This window comes from Asanoa ishikariensis, assembly GCF_900107455.1.
In the GTDB taxonomy this organism is placed as follows: domain Bacteria; phylum Actinomycetota; class Actinomycetes; order Mycobacteriales; family Micromonosporaceae; genus Asanoa; species Asanoa ishikariensis.
Genome location: NZ_FNQB01000001.1, coordinates 1,478,814 through 1,494,532 on the forward strand (window position 1 = coordinate 1,478,814; position 15,719 = coordinate 1,494,532).

Consider the following 15,719-nt stretch of genomic DNA (forward strand, 5'->3'; position numbering starts at 1 on the left):
CGGCTGTTACCGGGTTGAAAATCGCGCATCACATCGACCTCCGTGCGGCGGTGAGATCAGACCTCGGTCGGCCGGCGCAGGTAGTACCACCAGGTCACTACCACGCAGACGGCGTAGCCGGCCAGGAAGACCAGCAGCGCGGATTCGATCGACCCGGTCCGGGCGATCGACATGCCGAACCCACGCGGGATCAGGAACCCCCCGAACGCGCCGACCGCGGCCGCGATCCCGATGACCGCCGCGGCGGCGCCGTCCCGATCGCGGAAGATCGCCGGAATCATCCGGTACGTCGAACCGTTGCCGATCCCGCTGGCCACGAAGAGCAGCAGGAACGCGGCGAGGAACGGGGCGAAGCTGTTGGCGCGCAGACCGACCAGCACCGCGCCCACGCCGGCGGCCATCACGACGAAGGCCGCGACGGTGACCCGGGCGCCGCCGAACCGGTCCGCGAGCCAGCCGCCGACCGGTCGCGCCGCCGAGCCGACCAGCGGGCCGAGCGCGGCGAAGTGCACGCCGGCCACGGCGGGGAACTCGGCCTTGATCAGCAACGGCAGCGCCGCCGAATACCCGATGAAGCTTCCGAACGTTCCGATGTAGAGGAACGACATCACCCACGTGTGCCTGTCCCGGAGCACGACGGCCTGCTGCCGCAGTGGAGCCCGGGAGACGGCCAGGTTGTCCATCCGCAGCCAGGCGAAGCCGGTGGCCAGCAGCACCGGCACCAGCCACAACAGCGGGGCGTAGCCGATCCCGGCGACGACCACCAGCGGCACCGCGAACTGCACGACGGCCACGCCCAGGTTCCCGCCGGCCGCGTTGACGCCGAGCGCGAGGCCCTTGTGGCGCTCCGGATAGAAGTAGGAGATGTTCGCCATCGACGAGGCGAAGTTCCCGCCGCCGAGCCCCGCGGTGGCTGCGGCTACGGCGAACGCCCAGTAGGGCGTGCCGGGGTTGGTCACGCAGGCGAGCATCAGCCCGATCGGAATCAGCAGGAGCGCGGCGGAGACGGTCGTCCAGTTCCGCCCGCCGAACCGCGCCACCGCCGCCGTGTACGGGATCCGCATCGCGGCGCCGACCAGGTTGGGCAGGGCGACGAGCCAGAAGAGCTGGTCGACGGAGAACGCGAACCCGGCGGCCGGCAGGCTGACGGCGACCGCGCTCCAGAGCAGCCAGACCGAGAAGCCCAGATGCTCAACGACGATCGACCAGACCAAATTGCGCCGGGCGACCCAGCGGCCGGTCGAGGCCCAGAAGTGTTCGTCGTCGGGATGCCAGTCGGTTATCCAGCCACGCTGCTCGGCGGGCCGGACCTGGGTGACAGCGGTCGTCATGGCGGTCACTGTCGTGCTCGTCCGTTGCGTCGCCGTGACCGCTGGTGTGCGGTGCCGGTGAAATCGGCATCACCACGCTCGTTCTGGCTTGGATAGGTGCGGCCCGCAGCATGATTGATGGGTGACCGCCTACTGGATCAACACATTCAGCGCCATACACGACGAAACCAAGCTCGCGCGCTACATCGAGCTGGCGGGCCCGGCGATGCGGGCAGCGGGCGGGGTGTTCCTTGCCCGCGGCAACCCGGTCCACGTGCTGGAGGGGACGTCAGCGCTGCGCACCACGGTCATCCGCTTCGACAGCGCCGAAGCCGCGGTCGCGGCCTATCACAGCGAGGCTTATCAGGCGGCGCTGACCGAGTTGGGTGACGGCGCCGAACGCGACATCCGCATCCTGAACGCCCTGGACGGATCCACATGAGCTCGGCGACGGACAAACAGAAGCGGGTGTGGGACAGGAACGCATCCACGTACGACCGGCAGATCGCGTTCCTCGAGCGGATCTGGTTCGCCGGCGGGCGTGAGTGGCTCGGCCAACGCGCGCACGGCCGGGTCCTGGAGGTCGCGATCGGCACCGGCCTGAACCTGTCCCACTACGGACCCGACACCACGGTCACCGGCATCGAGCTCAGCCCGGAGATGCTGGCCATCGCCCGCCGCCGCGCCGCCGACCTGGGCCATCCCGCCGCCCTGCGCGAGGGCGACGCCGAACACCTGCCCTTCGCCGACGCGTCGTTCGACACGGTCGTGTGCGCGTTCGCGCTGTGCTCGATCCCGGACCCGCGCGCGGCCATCGCGGAGATGCGCCGGGTACTCGTACCCGGCGGCACCCTCCTGCTGGTGGACCACATCGGCAGCACCTGGCCACCCATCCACGCCGGGCAATGGCTCCTGGAGCGAATCACGGTCCCGGTAGCGGGCGAACACTTCACCCGGCGGCAGTTACCTCTGGTCGAGGCCGCCGGATTCGAGATCGTGGAGGACGAGCGAGGCAAGGCGGGCTCGGTCGAGCGCATCCACGCCCGCAAACAGATCAGCTGAAGAACGCGTCGATCGGGGCGCGTGCCTCGTCGAACAGCGCGGGACCGTCGCGCTCCACTCGTTTCGGGTTCGCGACCCGGGAAAGTTCCAGGAACTGCTCGCCCGACAGGGCGAACACCACGCGGCCAAGCCCGGCACGATCGATCGCGTACGAGCACATGTCGCAGGGTTCACAGCTCGTGTACATAGTGGTCCCGGCTGCCGTCGACGGTTCGAGCTCGCGGGCGGCCCAACGGGCGAGCTTGAGCTCGGGATGAGCCGTGATGTCGCCGTCACCAGGCACGGTGTTGTGCGACTCGGCGAGGACACTGCCGTCGGGCCCCACCAGCAGTGACCCGAACGGCCGCCCGCCGACCCCGGGTGCGGCCGCCGCCAACGCGATAGCGCGGCGCAGATACTGCTCGTCTCGTTGATCCACGGATCCCCATTTCTGCTTTCCTCGCGAGCGGAACGCGTCCCAGGGTAAACACTGATGCCCGACATTTGGGCGCAGGCCGACCCACGCTGCACCCGTTCGACGTTCCTCCGCTGGTTGGGGCCGTGGCCCTTCCCATAGGTGCCTGAGCTGTTGAGGATGACTGTCGCGCCAGTGGCCGGCAAAGGCGGCTGACCGTGGGCCGCAGAACTGGCCAGCCTTGGCGAGCGACGACAGGCGTCCCATTAATTGATTCAAGCTCGTTGACAGCGACTGGTAGCGTGCCGCCCGACATGAAGAACACGGGGGAAATACCAATGCGTCGAACCCAGCTTTTCTTGAGCAGCGTGGCCGTCGTGGCGTTGATCGCGATGTCAGGTTGCGATCCGCAGCCCAAGTCGGAGGAGCCCACGAACTCGCCGGCCCCGACCGCGGCGCCGTCGGACACATCGAGCGCGCTTCCGCCCAACAGCGCGGCCGACGACGCTGTCACCGCGAAAGCCTGCACCGACATCAAAAAAGACCTCGAAGACAACGCGGATAAGATCGCCAAGGCCGAGAAGATCGGACCTCCGGCGGGCCACATCGCGGTCAGTGCACAGTGGATCGCCGGTTCGGCCGCGATCATCGCGCACTCCATCGGCGCCAACGAGGCCGTCAGCGCCGCCGCCGACAAGGTTCAGCAGGAAATGATGAACCTGGGCGAGGAGACGAACAAATCCGCTAACGCCAAGCCCAGCAAGAAAGACCTGGAAGCCGCAGTCAAGGAACTGAACACCGCCTGCGCGGCAGTCTGACCGCTTGTCTCTCGCCGCCGTCGGACTCGCATGCGCGGTGATAGCTTGCCGATCATGACGGGTCCGACGGGCAGGCTGGCCGCGCTTACCGAGGCGGCCGCGATCATTCTGCTGGATTTCGACGGGCCTATCTGCAATGTCTTCAACACTCGGACGGCGGCGCGGGTCGGCTCCGACTTGCGGCGGATGCTCGCCGGCCATGGTGTCGATGTCGCCGGGGAGTTAGCTCCGCTCGCCCTGCTGGAGGCCACCACGCGGCTCGCACCGCACCTGGCCGGAGAGGTCGAGGCCGCGCTGCGGGTCGTTGAGCTCGAGGCGGCGACCGGCGCCGAGACGACGCTGGGCGCGTTCGACGTCGTGCGGGCGTGCGTCCATACCGAACGCGGGCTCGCCATCGTGAGTGACACCTCGACTGAGGCGATCCACGCCTATCTGCGGCGCCGCGACCGAGAGCGGTACTTCGCCCCCGTCATCGGCCGTGACGGTGCCGATCCCGCCCTCCCGACGGCGCTCGCGCGAGCCGTCGAGGCGTTGGGGACCGACTGTCTGTTCGTAAGCGCGACGGCCACCGGCGTGGCAGCGGCCAGGCAAGCAGGGATCACCGCCATCGGGTACGCGACCAAGCCAGGCGCGGCCGAGCGCCTGACTGACGCCGGAGCGCAGGTGGTCATCGACGCGTTGCACGACCTCGCGCACGCCATCTCCACCACCCGGTTGCGCCGTAACGAGTTGCCCTGGATCGACTCGACCGGCGGTCCGCTCGTCGTGGTCCCGGCGTCGGCGCTGCCGCACTGGCACGGCACGGGCGACCTCTTCAGGGCGAACTCGGATTCGGACGACTGGGGCGACTACGGCCGCGCGTGCGGCGTGGACGGCTATGCCGGCCTGATCCCCGTGGGTGAGACCAAGGCACTGGTGCTGGCCGACGAGCCGGCGGCCACCACGTACCTGGCGGACAGCCGTACCTTCGTGCGCTGGATCTCGGCCCGATCCGAAGCGGACCTGATCAGCCTCGTCCCACAGGCCATCGAATCAGCCGCTTGGGAGACGGTCGGCGAGTGGCTCCTCACGGAGCCGGTCGAGATGTTCGACTCAACCCTGGTCGGCACCGATCGCGAGGCCGCACCACGATTGGCCATCACCGTCGAGCCGGGCACCTACGAGGTCCGCACAGCCCACATCGAGCCGGACGAAGTGACGGCCATGGTCCTCGCCCAACTGGTCCCCAAGGCACCAAGCGCGTCGACCCAGGTCGCGGATCAGCTGATCTGAATCCACTCGATCGGCTCGCATCGGACCTTCGATCGGGACCTGTCAGCATGGCTCCTGTCATGCTTTGTGGCCCTCTCCGGGCACTGTCGACCCGGTCGCCGGTGCAATCCCCGTCCTGGTCGGATTGACGACCGTACATGCCAACCGAATAGCCGACCAACGACGCCTGGCGGGCGCCATACGGTATGGGCAACCTTCTATTCCTGATCGGGGGATCTCATGAGGAAGGTAGTCCACATAGGCGTCATCGGGCTCATGCTCGGTGTCGCCTTTGTCGTCCAGCCAACCGCGGCGGCCGCCGCGAGTTGCACCGTGCGGGGTCCGGATCCGGCGCGCGTCAGCATGACGCCCAATGCCGACGGCACGCCCGCGTACGCCCAATGGCTGGGGCAGGCGCACGTTTCCGCGGCGAACGACGCCATTCAGAAGGCCGTCCAGGCCCAGTTCGGGCTGACCGACGGCAAGGAAACCGCGGCGGAGTTGGCGCGTCGCGGCTACATCGGCTCAACGGTCGACCACAACACCCGCACGATCGTCACGGTGGTGACACCGGAATATCGCGCAAAGGCCGCTGCATTGCAGGCCAAGATCGACGCGGCGCCGCTGACCAGGGCGTACCGCACGGCGCTGATCGTGGGTTGCTATTCCGGCAAGCGACTCGCGGCAGCGGCGGATCTGCTCCACGGCCGCGCCTGGCATCCGCAAGCCGCGCAGGCGTCGTTCAGCTTCGCCATCGAGGCCAACGACTCGCGCCTGCACGTGTCATTCGACCCCGGGTCCGCCGCGGCGGCTGGGGCCGCCCGCACGCAACTTGGCGAGCTCGCGGTGGTGACGCTCGGCGGCAGCAGCCGCGCCGGCCGTCTCGACGACGGCGAGGCCCACTACGGCGGTGCCGGCGTGCGGTCCGGCTCCGGCGCGCTCAACTCCAACATCTGCACGACGAGCTTCGTCGTGCGCCGCAACGCCGACGGTCAACGAGGCGGCCTGAGCGCCGGGCACTGCTTCAACAACGGCAACCAGGTCTGGTCCTCAACCCAATTCTGGGGCGCTGCCTGGGGCGAGGCCGGCTACCCGACCTGGGACATGATCGGCGTCAGCTCCGCGTCTGAGACCTACGACAACTCGATCCACGTCGACCCGTGCTGCCCCGCGGTTCGCAACGTCACGGCCCGCAAGATCCCCGCGATCAACGACAACGTGTGCCTCAGCGGCATGGTGACGCGTGCGGTATGCGGCCTGATCGTCAACAACCTCAACGCCGAGCTCTGCGACGCTGCCGGCTGCACGACCGGCCTCATGCGAGCGCGGCGAGCCAACGACATCACGGTCCGAGGAGGCGACTCCGGGGGACCGGTCTACCAACGCAGCGGCGCGAGCAACGCGGTAGCCCTAGGTATGATCATCGGTTTCAACGACGGCGGTCGCAACCTGCTGGGCGAGAAGCTCAACAGCATCGAAACCCACCTCGGGGTGACAGTGCTGACGTCGTGAGGAACCGACCGATGCAGTTGGGCCGTCCAATCCCCGTTTCGCTGACGATGACAGGAGATTGACGATGTCCGGTCGTTCGGGCGGCGCCCTCGCCGCGTTGACGCTGGTCGCGACGACCGTCGTGCTGTTGGCGGCCTGTGCGACACCCAGCGCCGACAGCGAAGAGACCGCCCTCGGCGACCGGACAGCGCCCAGCACCTCATCGACCCAAACGGTGCCCGACCTGATCGGCCAAGATGCCGCCGCAGTCGACAAACTCGCCGCCCAGGCAGGCGTGGTCCCGATGATCTCCTATGACCCCGGCGCGACGGGCCAACTCGGCACAGTGGTCCGAGTCGACCCGCCCCCGGGCACCGCGGTGGCCCTCGGCGACACGATCGAGGTGGCGGTGGCCGGCAAACCCGGCGGCACGCTCGACGAACTCGTCGCCGCCGACCGGCGCAACTTCGTCGGCCTCACCGCCGATCCCGACGGCACGTTCGTCATCGGAGTCATTGCCGGCCCAGCCGGCACAGCAGCGTTGCGCCGGCTAGAGCCGGCTCTGGCGGGCCGCAAACACCGCGTCGTGCGGTGCACGACGACCTGGGCGGAACTCTCGCGGCTAGCCGTCGAGATCGGCCAACGCGCGGACCTACGCGCCTCGAAGGCCTATGCGGTCACCGTCGAGCCGGCCGAGTGCGCGGTGCTGGTGGAGGGCGACATCACCGACGCCGTGATGACGGCTCTGCGGGCTGCCTACGCCGACCGGGTCGTGGTCAAACAGGGACCGGCCAGGCGGGCGATCGGTAGCTAGCCCGTTCGCCCACCGATCGCATTAACGTGACAAGACCACCCGGACTGCGCAGGCGCAGGTCAACAACGAGTTGGCGTCCTGCGAGGAGGCCGCCGGGATCGAACCGCTGACCCCGTGCATCTTTATCAGCCGCTGCGACGGTTATCCCATCGACGGACAGCAACCTCGCCTGCCTCCTTCGACTGATCGAAGAAATCGAGATTTGCGTGCAAGATCGCATAGGTATTCAGTGCCTCTAAATGGCTCTTAGCAAATTTTCCTGGTTGCTGTTCGGAAAGGGTGCCGTAGATAGACACAGCACGCCTCGCTGGGATCAGCGCTTCGAGATAACGAGAAGATGCCATCAACGCATCGGCGTGGAGGAGGCATGCCTGGGCAAGGCGGTACGTGTACTTTGGTTGCTTCTCGACAAGTTGGTCGTAGAGTACAACAGAGTGGGCAGCCACCGTAGCGGCCTCGGCGGACGAGCCGGAAGCCAAGAGGCTAAAGGTCATGTTTAACAGCGACGAGGTGACATAAAGGTCAATTGATCGGCCTGTCCCGGTGGCGCCGAGCGCACTTAATTCTCCTAAAGCCTCTCTAAGAACATCGATTGACTCTCGAGGGAGCCCAACATCCCGCAGCAGAGTCCCAACCGTGTCCAATGCGATTGCAAGATCTACGCCGTATGCCATCCGATCCGAGGCGGCGAGCTGACGATAAATCTCTACCGCCTCGCCAGATAGATTAAGCGCATCGAGGTAGCGCCCGCTTGCCTGATAAACCATTGCCAGGTTGTCAAGGCATCCGGCTAGCGCGTGCTGGAACAAGCGCCGATTGAATCCAACGAGCTCGCGACACAGTCTAACGGCCGCTTCCCCGGCGCTACAAGACTCGTCGAGATTACCCATATTGGAATGAACAGTGGAGATCCGGTCTGACGCTCGGGCGAGTTCCGGAAGCCATCTCAGCCGATCGGATTCAGCAAGCTTCTCCAGAATCTCGATAGCCTCGCGAGCTGCAGCTAACGACCCCACATCGTCGCCAATCCCAGTCAACTCGATTGATAGATTGAGCAACCCGCCAGCCAGTGTGCCTACTTCCTCCGGAGCCTGTGAGGTTGCAACAACTGCCCGCTGAACATTAACCCCTTCTGCAGCCCATTTGGCGGCCTCTCCCGCATTACCTAGCCTCGAGTGCTCAACGCTCAAGTTCAACATCACCATCGCGGCAACTGTCGCGGGCACAGTAACGCCTCGCGATGCAAGCGCACGGATTACTTCTAAGGCCTCTAATTTAGCTTGTAACGCCTCGACACTTCGGCCTAGCTCGGATGCCTCCTCCGCTACGCTCGAGAGGGAAACGGCGAATTGGACGCCATGGTCATCCGGAGCTTCCTCATAGAGGATCCGGGCAATGGCCGTAGCCTCCGCCTTGGCATCGTGGGCCTCAACACGTTGGCCCGCCTTCGCTAGTCGTCGACCATGTTCTAACAGAAGCGACGCGCGTGCAGGTGCGTCCTGGGCGGCCGCTAGTCGAGCTTGTATCGTGCGCGAAGACAACGCTGCTAGACCTGGCTCGAGGTCGAATGACGGAGCAGGTGGCGCGGCGCTGGCGATCTTCAAAAGCATGTCATCTGATTTTGAGACGTCGGCAATGGTGGCGAGGACGGGACCGCCGGCCGCAAATGCCAGCTCGGGATGGTCTTCAAGCAGCGGCCAAAGTACGGCATCTGCCACATGAGGCCAGCGCAAGCTAGTTTCCACAAGCGTCGTCAATGCTGACGCCGCAAGAGCATAATCCGCAGGTTCACCGGACGGTTGAAGCAGATTGCTGGCAGCAGTCAGACACCAATCATCCGATTCGATGTCAGGAACATGGTGACCTGGCACCGTTAGTGCAACAAAGTCTTCTACCAGTCGCTCCGGGCGCAGAGGCTCAAACACATCGGCCGGGTCGCCTGGGGGATAGCAACGTTTATGCTCATCAATAATAGCGTCGGGCGACGTCCCGCCTGCTGTAAGTTCCGAGCGCGCTATAGCCCGCCGAGCGGCAGGCCGGCCGAGCGCCCCGACCAGTCCAGCCAGGAAGACTGCCCGGCGCATCGTAATTGGGCTCTGCCGATCGGCGGCGTCGAGGTCTTTGCCCAAATCGGTCCAGTATGCAAATTCACGTCTGAGCAGGTACAACGAGGCGGATTCGGGAGTCGTGGGGAGGCTCTGCTCGCGACGCTTCGCGTCAAGGGCGGCGAGTGCCGCCATGTGAATTGATAGAACACGACTGTCGGAGTCGGCTAGTAGACCAGGAGACTCGATGTAGTTATCCCGCAGGTCAATACCCATCGTCTCCGCGAAAGCCGTTTGCGCTTGTCGATATATCGCGGTGGCATCCACCGCACTGTCGAGCGGTGCAAGGTCCTTAGTGTCGACCTGAATGTAGAGATTCGATTCGAGTCGATCGCTCAAGGCCGCCCACCAGAATCCGCCCGAGCGCGCGAGTAGCAGGAGCCGAACGTTGGCCGATGTTTGGATCGCGACTTGACTCAGGTCGCTGCACAATTCGACGATATCCGTCGCGATCCATCGGTCGGCGTAATCGACTATGACGACAAGACCCTTGGCGCCAAAGGGGATCGTTGTGGGTGCGGAGCGCACGGAGTTTTGGCTTGCCCACCACACCTCCCAGCCATCTAAGGATGACCTGTCAGCAAACTCCATCGCGAGCCGGGTCTTACCCTGCCCGCCAGGGGCATGTATAAGGCGCGCGAGCATGTGCGATTTCTCCGCAAGCCACTCAGCCAACGCCTCCAGTTCATTCTGACGACCTGCAAACGGCATCACGCGATTGCGCGCGAGCAGCAGTTTGCTCGGCTGCCGTCGAACGGCATCCTGAGACAGAGTCACATCGGAGCTGGCATTTCGGTGTAGGCGATAAGGCGGCCGACGACCTGAGATTATTACGTTTCCGCCGACATCGCTTACTTGAGTAAGGTCTCCAATTACGATGCTCTTAATGACGTTCTGGCCGGCTGCTGGCGTGGTTGCATCGGACGTCATCGCTCGATCTCCACATCGCCGCCAGTTCCGTCGACTTGAGTCACAGTACCGTCAATCTGAGACTGGGAGATCGTTTGACCGCCGATAGGCTCAGCTAACGGAGGGATCTGCGTAGGCTGTCGATTAATGGGTTTCAGCCGCGTTTCAACGTCCCCTGTCATCCTCGTGATGCGGACATTTCCGGTAGTCCCGCGGACCTGGGTTACACCGCCAGCGATCGTCGTACTGGCTATCGACTGGTCAGGACGAGACTGACGCATTCCCCATAGGCTGTATCCAGCCAAAGCCAGCCCGAAGGTTCCGGCGGCCGCCCCGACGATGCTTGCGATCTTGTCTGCGCGATCGAGGTCCCAGACCGCCGCACCGACGCCCAAGCCAGTCAGGAGCAGGCCGACTCCAATCCCCGCGGCCCGGCGGCCCATCCCACGTTGTGTGTCTGCCATCTGGACACCCTCACTAGGTAGTCGGTGGTGTTTGGCCCGCGTGAGCATGCCGCTGGCAGCTCACGCCAGGCGCCGGGATTTTCTCGGCGTAGTCCGCAACGCAGACGGTGCCCGCTGCGGCTGTGTTGCCTCCCGTGCTGGAGCAGATGCCCGCGCCCAGAAGAACGTTGCGTTAGAAAACACCGGCAACTTCCCCGAGCGCTTGGGGCCGATCACCTTATGTCCATCGTCCACACAGGGCAAGTGTCCGCCATCGTGATCAGTGGTCCCAATGGCGGCAACTGTCTTCCCGCGTATGGAGAGTATGTGCACCGCCATGCGCTGGTCTCGCGATGCCTAACGATAGGCGAGGCCTTATGCCTGCGACCGTCAGCTGGTAGCGCACCAAGCTAGCAGTTTGACTCGTCCCACACGCGTGGTAGAAGCCGATCATGGAGGTGGCCTAATAATCCTAGTGGCAGTCGTGTCTCGATTGGGTCGATGTCGCTGGTTTCCTGCGCCAGCACGGAAGCCGCGAGATCGAACCCCAGAAACGAAGAATGCCCTTAATGGGAACTAAGTCCAACCTGGGCGGATCTGATCTCAGGTGTCCGCGTGATGAGCGACCACCACACCGTGGGGTCCGGGGGTCGCCCCCGGAATAGGAAGATGCGACACAAATGGCCGGTGGATCTTGTTCGCGATCAGCGAACAAAATCCACCGGCCACTTGTGGAGCCGAGGGGACTCGAACCCCTGACCCCCACACTGCCAGTGTGGTGCGCTACCAGCTGCGCCACGGCCCCAAATCGCACCCGGTGTCCCGGGCACTCGCGCAATATTACACATGCCCCACCCGTGGGTCATCTCGCAGGGGGTGGGTCAGTTGAGGGCTACGTCTGCCGGGAAGTGGGCGACCGCCGACAGGATGCCGCCCTGGCGGCGTAGGACCATCGGCCACAGGTCGTCCGGGCGGTCTACGAAGGCGTCCCCCGGGAGGGCGTCGAAGACGAACCACGAGCCGCTCTGGATCTCTTCCTCGAGCTGGCCCGGCGACCAGCCCGAGTATCCGGCGAAAACGCGTATGCAGGTCAGTTTCTCCCGCATCGCGTCCGGGTCGATGGACAGGTCCAGCGTGCCGATGGAGCCCGACACCGGGTGGAAGCCGCGCATCCGGGGGCGCTGCGCCCGCATGCGGGCCAGGCAGATCGCCGACTCGGGTTGCACCGGGCCGCCCTCGAAGAGCACCGCGGGGTCGCGGGCCAGGGTGCCCCAGGCGCCCAGGACCTCGGAGACCGGCACTTCGGTGGCCCGGTTGAGCACGACGCCCAGCGCCCCGCCGGGCTCGTGGGCGACCAGCAGGACGACCGTGCGGTCGAAGTTGGGGTCTTTGAGCGCTGGCGTTGCCACCAGGAGCCGACCGGTCATCGACTCCATCGATCGGCCCCCGATCGCCTGCCCTTCGCCTTGCACGCGCCTACCCTCCGAACCCACCGGCGGGCGGCCACGACCCGTCGCCGCCGCACCTGGATAGGACATCAGGGTCGACCATCCACGCGCAACACATCCGGGGAGTCGTTGCCATGCATCGCACCCTAGCCTGACCTACGGCCATGGTTAAGGCTGACAGCCTCGGCGAGAGGGATGAAAGTGACAGCACGTGCGGAGCTTGCGGTAATCGGCGGTTCGGGTCTCTACGCCCTTCTGGACGACGCCACGGAACACGAGATGGACACCCCGTACGGGCCTCCCTCCGACCCGATCACAGTGGCCACCGTCGGGGACCGGACAGTGGCCTTCCTGCCCCGGCACGGTCGCGACCACCGCTTTCCGCCACATCGGATCCCGTACCGCGCCAACCTGTGGGCCCTGCGCGCGCTCGGCGTGCGCCAGATCCTCGCGCCGTGCGCGGTCGGCGGCCTGCGTCCTGAGCTCGGCCCCGGCAGTTTCGTGATCCCCGACCAACTCGTCGACCGCACGACGAGCCGGGTGGCGACGTACTACGACGAAGGCGCGGTGCACGTGAACTTCGCCGACCCCTACTGCCCGGTCGGCCGCGCAACACTCCAACAGGCGACCAGCAAGAACCAGATCACGGCCACCGACGGCGGCGCCATGGTCGTCATCGAGGGTCCGCGCTTCTCGACCCGCGCGGAATCCCGTTGGTTCACCGAGATCGGTGGCGCTGTCGTCAACATGACCGGCTACCCGGAGGCCGTGCTGGCCCGCGAGCTGGCCCTCTGTTACACGACGATCGCGCTGGTCACCGATCTCGACGCCGGCGTCGAGGGCGACCACGGTGTCACCCAGGAGGAGGTGTTCCGCGTCTTCGGCGAGAACACCGAGAAGCTGCGTGGCGTACTGATGGACGCCCTGAAAACGATCCCCCTGGACCGCGACTGCCCGTGCGGCCACGCGCTCGACGGCCTGAAGCTCCCGATCGAGCTGCCGTAGGACCCACGGAACGTCAGGAGCCCATCGGCAACAACGTCCCGTTCAAACCATCGAGCACAGGCCGGTCGCCCAGCGGCTCGGTGAGGGAGGCCGTCACCGGCGAGATCACGAGCTGGTCCGTGCACGTCCCGTCATCCCGGGTGACGCCACCGGTGACGACGACCACGTGCGGCCGCTCGACGACGATCGGGGTGATGTCGTGGTCGCACGCACCGACACCGAGCGAATAGTGCAGGTCCAGATTGTCGGCCCCGGTGACGCTCTGGGCCGCGACCATCCCGGCGGGCACCTCGCGGTTGGTCGGCGTCGCCGCCGGCGAAGGCAGCGGTGCGGGGTCGGCGACCGCGGCGTGCAGCACCGCCCGCCCGCCGTCGATCTCGAACCGCCACGCCGGCACGGTGGCGACGCCGCGGCTGGTGCGGAGCTCCATCGTGCTCAGCGACACCCCGGAGACGGTCAGCCCGACGCAGTCACCACCGCCGGGCTCGGACACGGAGCCATCAGGACCGGAGGGGACCACAACTGGAGAAGGCGTGACACCGCATGGAGGCGGATCACCCATATCCATTTTCTGGTACGACGACGCGGCGCTCAGCAGCGGCGCTTTCAACGAGCCGTCGCGGAACACCACCGTCCCCGGCGAAGGCCGGTCAGTGGGCAAGGCGACCTTCGTCGTCCACCAGCCGGCCGCCAGTGCCTGCTTCTCCGCCCCGGTCAGCGAGCCCTCCACGAAAACCGGCTCCTGCAACGGCACGTACCCCTGTTTCCACGCCGTGGACGTCGGCGACCAGGCGTCGGCCACCTCACCGGCCCACTGCTCGATCGCCTCGTGCCGGTCCGAGACCGCTGGCCCGCCGCCGTCGCCGACACCACCCGTCGAGGCGCACGCCGACAGCGCCACGACGAGAACAGCACCGGCAACGGCGGCAAGATGACGACCCGCGCGTACGAGACCCATGTGGATGTGACGGCGAAGGAGGCACCCCGGTTCCGCGAGATCACCCGATCGGGTCAGGTTTCTCCCCCGATGTCGGTCTCGTACGCGTCGTAGACCAGATCGGCACCCCGCTGCCGGTGCCTCGACAGTGCGCGCAGCACCTCGCCACCGCACCTGCGCAGCTCGTCCACCCGCGACCCCGGCAGGTCGGCACGGCGTTGCATCGCCGACATCGACACCGCGATCGCCGCGTGCTCACGGGTGAGCATCTGGACCCGGCGGTGCAGCCGCGGCGCGTGCGCGAGCAGTTCGGCGTAGAGCCCGTCCTCGCCCTCGGTCACCACGATGTGTTCGGCGAACGCACCGCGCAGCGTCCGCAGCCGGGTGCCCACCCGCTGCCGCCACCCGGGATCGGCGCTCGGCGACGCGATCGCATGCTCGAAGAGATGGATCTCGTGGAGCAGTGCGGCCCGGTGCCGCCGCGCCACCTGCAGCGACCACGCGTCGGTAGAGCTCGGTTGTGTGCCGCCCACCGCACACCTCCTGGTCTGAAGCGACCTCTGCACCGATAGTGACGGCGGTCACACGGCGCTGTAAAGGGGAACGGCTGAACCCGTTCGTCCCTCTGCGATCTTGTGGTCCCACCCGCACCACCGGACCCGCTAGCGTGGCTGACCATGACCCGGTACGGCGCGATGTACGGACCCGACATCACCTTCCTCGGCGTACCCCCTTGTGACCTGGACGTTCCTGGTGAGTGGGCGGACGCCGACGTGGTCATCCTGGGCGCGCCGTTCGACGGCGGCACCTCGCACCGGCCCGGCACCCGTTTCGGCCCGTCGGCCATGCGCCAGGCCTGCTATCTGCCGCACGACGGGTCGCGGCCGGCGCTCGCCCTGCGCACCGACGGGCTCAAGGACCTCCGGGTGTACGACGCCGGCGACGTCGAGTGCTTCTCCGGCGACATCGAACGCAGCGTCCGGGTGATCGAGGCGGCGGTGGCGACGATCGCGGGCACCGGCGCGATCCCGGTCGTGCTCGGCGGCGACCACACGATCGCTCTGCCCGACGTGACCGGCGTCGCGCGCGCCAAGGGCTTCGGCCGCGTCTCGGTGGTGCACTTCGACGCGCACGCCGACACCGGCAACAGTGAGTTCGGTTCGCTGCTCGGGCACGGCCAGCCGATGCGCCGCCTGATCGAGTCGGGTGCCGCCCGTGGCGATCGTTTCCTCCAGATCGGCCTGCGCGGCTACTGGCCCGGCCCGGAGACGCTCGACTGGATGGCCGGGCAGGGCATGCGCGCGTACGAGATGAGCGAGATCGTGTCCCGCGGCCTCGACACGTGCCTGACCGAGGCGTTCGAGATCGCCGTCGACGACTGCGACGGGGTGTTCCTCTCCGTCGACGTCGACGTGGTCGACCCGGGCATGGCGCCCGGCACCGGCACACCCGAGCCCGGCGGCCTCACCTCGCGCCAGCTCCTCGACGCGGTGCGCCGGGTCTGCCTGGAGCTGCCGGTCGTCGGCGTCGACGTGGTCGAGGTGTCGCCGCCGTACGACCATGCCGAAGTGACCGCGTTCCTGGCCAACCGGGTCGTGCTGGAGGCGCTGTCCGCGATCGCGTTCCGGCGCGGCGGCGGCACCTGGGACCCGACCCGGCCGCTGCTCGACGGTAGGCGCCCGGAATGAAATTGGTCACCGCCGATTGTCCTCACCGGCCGGTCGCGGTCTGA

General features: G+C 66.6%; 14 protein-coding genes and 1 tRNA gene. 8 read left to right on the forward strand and 7 right to left on the reverse strand.

The annotated features are described in order from the left end of the window. Positions 1-56: 56 nt before the first annotated feature. Positions 57-1,331, reverse strand: coding sequence for an MFS transporter (locus BLV39_RS06960; RefSeq protein WP_090791224.1), 1,275 nt, complete (start codon positions 1,329-1,331; stop codon positions 57-59). A gap of 121 nt (positions 1,332-1,452) precedes the next feature. On the opposite strand from BLV39_RS06960, the gene BLV39_RS06965 reads away from it, so the two are divergent. Together BLV39_RS06965 and BLV39_RS06970 are read left to right on the forward strand one after the other, a co-directional pair. Further along, on the forward strand, positions 1,453-1,752 hold the full coding sequence (locus BLV39_RS06965; protein ID WP_090788527.1) for a DUF1330 domain-containing protein: 300 nt from the start codon (positions 1,453-1,455) through the stop codon (positions 1,750-1,752). Continuing rightward, positions 1,749-2,372 carry a class I SAM-dependent methyltransferase gene (locus tag BLV39_RS06970; protein ID WP_090788530.1) on the forward strand — a complete coding sequence of 208 codons (624 nt, stop codon included), beginning with the start codon at positions 1,749-1,751 and terminating at the stop codon, positions 2,370-2,372. The genes BLV39_RS06965 and BLV39_RS06970 overlap by 4 nt, the downstream gene beginning before the upstream one ends. Here BLV39_RS06970 and BLV39_RS43545 read toward each other — a convergent pair. Further along, positions 2,365-2,790 carry a nucleoside deaminase gene (locus BLV39_RS43545; RefSeq protein ID WP_090788532.1) on the reverse strand — a complete coding sequence of 142 codons (426 nt, stop codon included), beginning with the start codon at positions 2,788-2,790 and terminating at the stop codon, positions 2,365-2,367. The genes BLV39_RS06970 and BLV39_RS43545 overlap by 8 nt on opposite strands. Positions 2,791-3,143: 353 nt before the next feature. Here BLV39_RS43545 and BLV39_RS06980 point away from each other — a divergent pair, with 353 nt between their 5' ends. From BLV39_RS06980 to BLV39_RS06995, 4 genes are all read left to right on the forward strand, one after another. Then, positions 3,144-3,584 (forward strand): hypothetical protein, encoded by a 441-nt coding sequence (locus BLV39_RS06980; RefSeq protein ID WP_143049662.1) that lies wholly within the window; start codon positions 3,144-3,146, stop codon positions 3,582-3,584. A gap of 54 nt (positions 3,585-3,638) precedes the next feature. Beyond that, positions 3,639-4,856 carry an Imm21 family immunity protein gene (locus BLV39_RS43550; RefSeq protein ID WP_204082803.1) on the forward strand — a complete coding sequence of 406 codons (1,218 nt, stop codon included), beginning with the start codon at positions 3,639-3,641 and terminating at the stop codon, positions 4,854-4,856. A 219-nt stretch (positions 4,857-5,075) separates the two neighbouring features. Then, positions 5,076-6,347 (forward strand): chymotrypsin family serine protease, encoded by a 1,272-nt coding sequence (locus BLV39_RS06990; protein WP_143049663.1) that lies wholly within the window; start codon positions 5,076-5,078, stop codon positions 6,345-6,347. A gap of 64 nt (positions 6,348-6,411) precedes the next feature. Next, positions 6,412-7,140, forward strand: a complete 729-nt coding sequence (locus tag BLV39_RS06995) for a PASTA domain-containing protein (RefSeq protein WP_090788538.1) — start codon at positions 6,412-6,414, stop codon at positions 7,138-7,140. 125 nt (positions 7,141-7,265) lie between these two features. On the opposite strand, the gene BLV39_RS07000 is transcribed toward BLV39_RS06995, so the two are convergent. The 3 genes from BLV39_RS07000 to BLV39_RS07010 form a co-directional block, all read right to left on the reverse strand. Further along, positions 7,266-10,175 (reverse strand): tetratricopeptide repeat protein, encoded by a 2,910-nt coding sequence (locus tag BLV39_RS07000; RefSeq protein ID WP_090788541.1) that lies wholly within the window; start codon positions 10,173-10,175, stop codon positions 7,266-7,268. Between the two features lie 1,154 nt (positions 10,176-11,329). Further along, positions 11,330-11,402: transfer RNA gene (locus tag BLV39_RS07005), tRNA-Ala, on the reverse strand. Between the two features lie 76 nt (positions 11,403-11,478). Beyond that, positions 11,479-12,069: a YqgE/AlgH family protein gene (locus tag BLV39_RS07010; protein WP_239083740.1), complete on the reverse strand. Its 591-nt coding sequence runs from the start codon at positions 12,067-12,069 to the stop codon at positions 11,479-11,481. 177 nt (positions 12,070-12,246) lie between these two features. Here BLV39_RS07010 and BLV39_RS07015 point away from each other — a divergent pair, with 177 nt between their 5' ends. Continuing rightward, positions 12,247-13,050 carry an S-methyl-5'-thioadenosine phosphorylase gene (locus tag BLV39_RS07015; protein ID WP_090791227.1) on the forward strand — a complete coding sequence of 268 codons (804 nt, stop codon included), beginning with the start codon at positions 12,247-12,249 and terminating at the stop codon, positions 13,048-13,050. A 13-nt stretch (positions 13,051-13,063) separates the two neighbouring features. On the opposite strand, the gene BLV39_RS07020 is transcribed toward BLV39_RS07015, so the two are convergent. Both BLV39_RS07020 and BLV39_RS07025 read right to left on the reverse strand, forming a co-directional pair. Then, positions 13,064-13,951 (reverse strand): hypothetical protein, encoded by an 888-nt coding sequence (locus tag BLV39_RS07020; protein WP_090788543.1) that lies wholly within the window; start codon positions 13,949-13,951, stop codon positions 13,064-13,066. Between the two features lie 110 nt (positions 13,952-14,061). Next, complete coding sequence (locus BLV39_RS07025; RefSeq protein ID WP_090788545.1) at positions 14,062-14,520, reverse strand: hypothetical protein; 459 nt, start codon at positions 14,518-14,520, stop codon at positions 14,062-14,064. Between the two features lie 144 nt (positions 14,521-14,664). Here BLV39_RS07025 and speB point away from each other — a divergent pair, with 144 nt between their 5' ends. Continuing rightward, complete coding sequence (speB, locus tag BLV39_RS07030) at positions 14,665-15,675, forward strand: agmatinase (protein ID WP_090791229.1); 1,011 nt, start codon at positions 14,665-14,667, stop codon at positions 15,673-15,675. Positions 15,676-15,719: the final 44 nt, after the last annotated feature.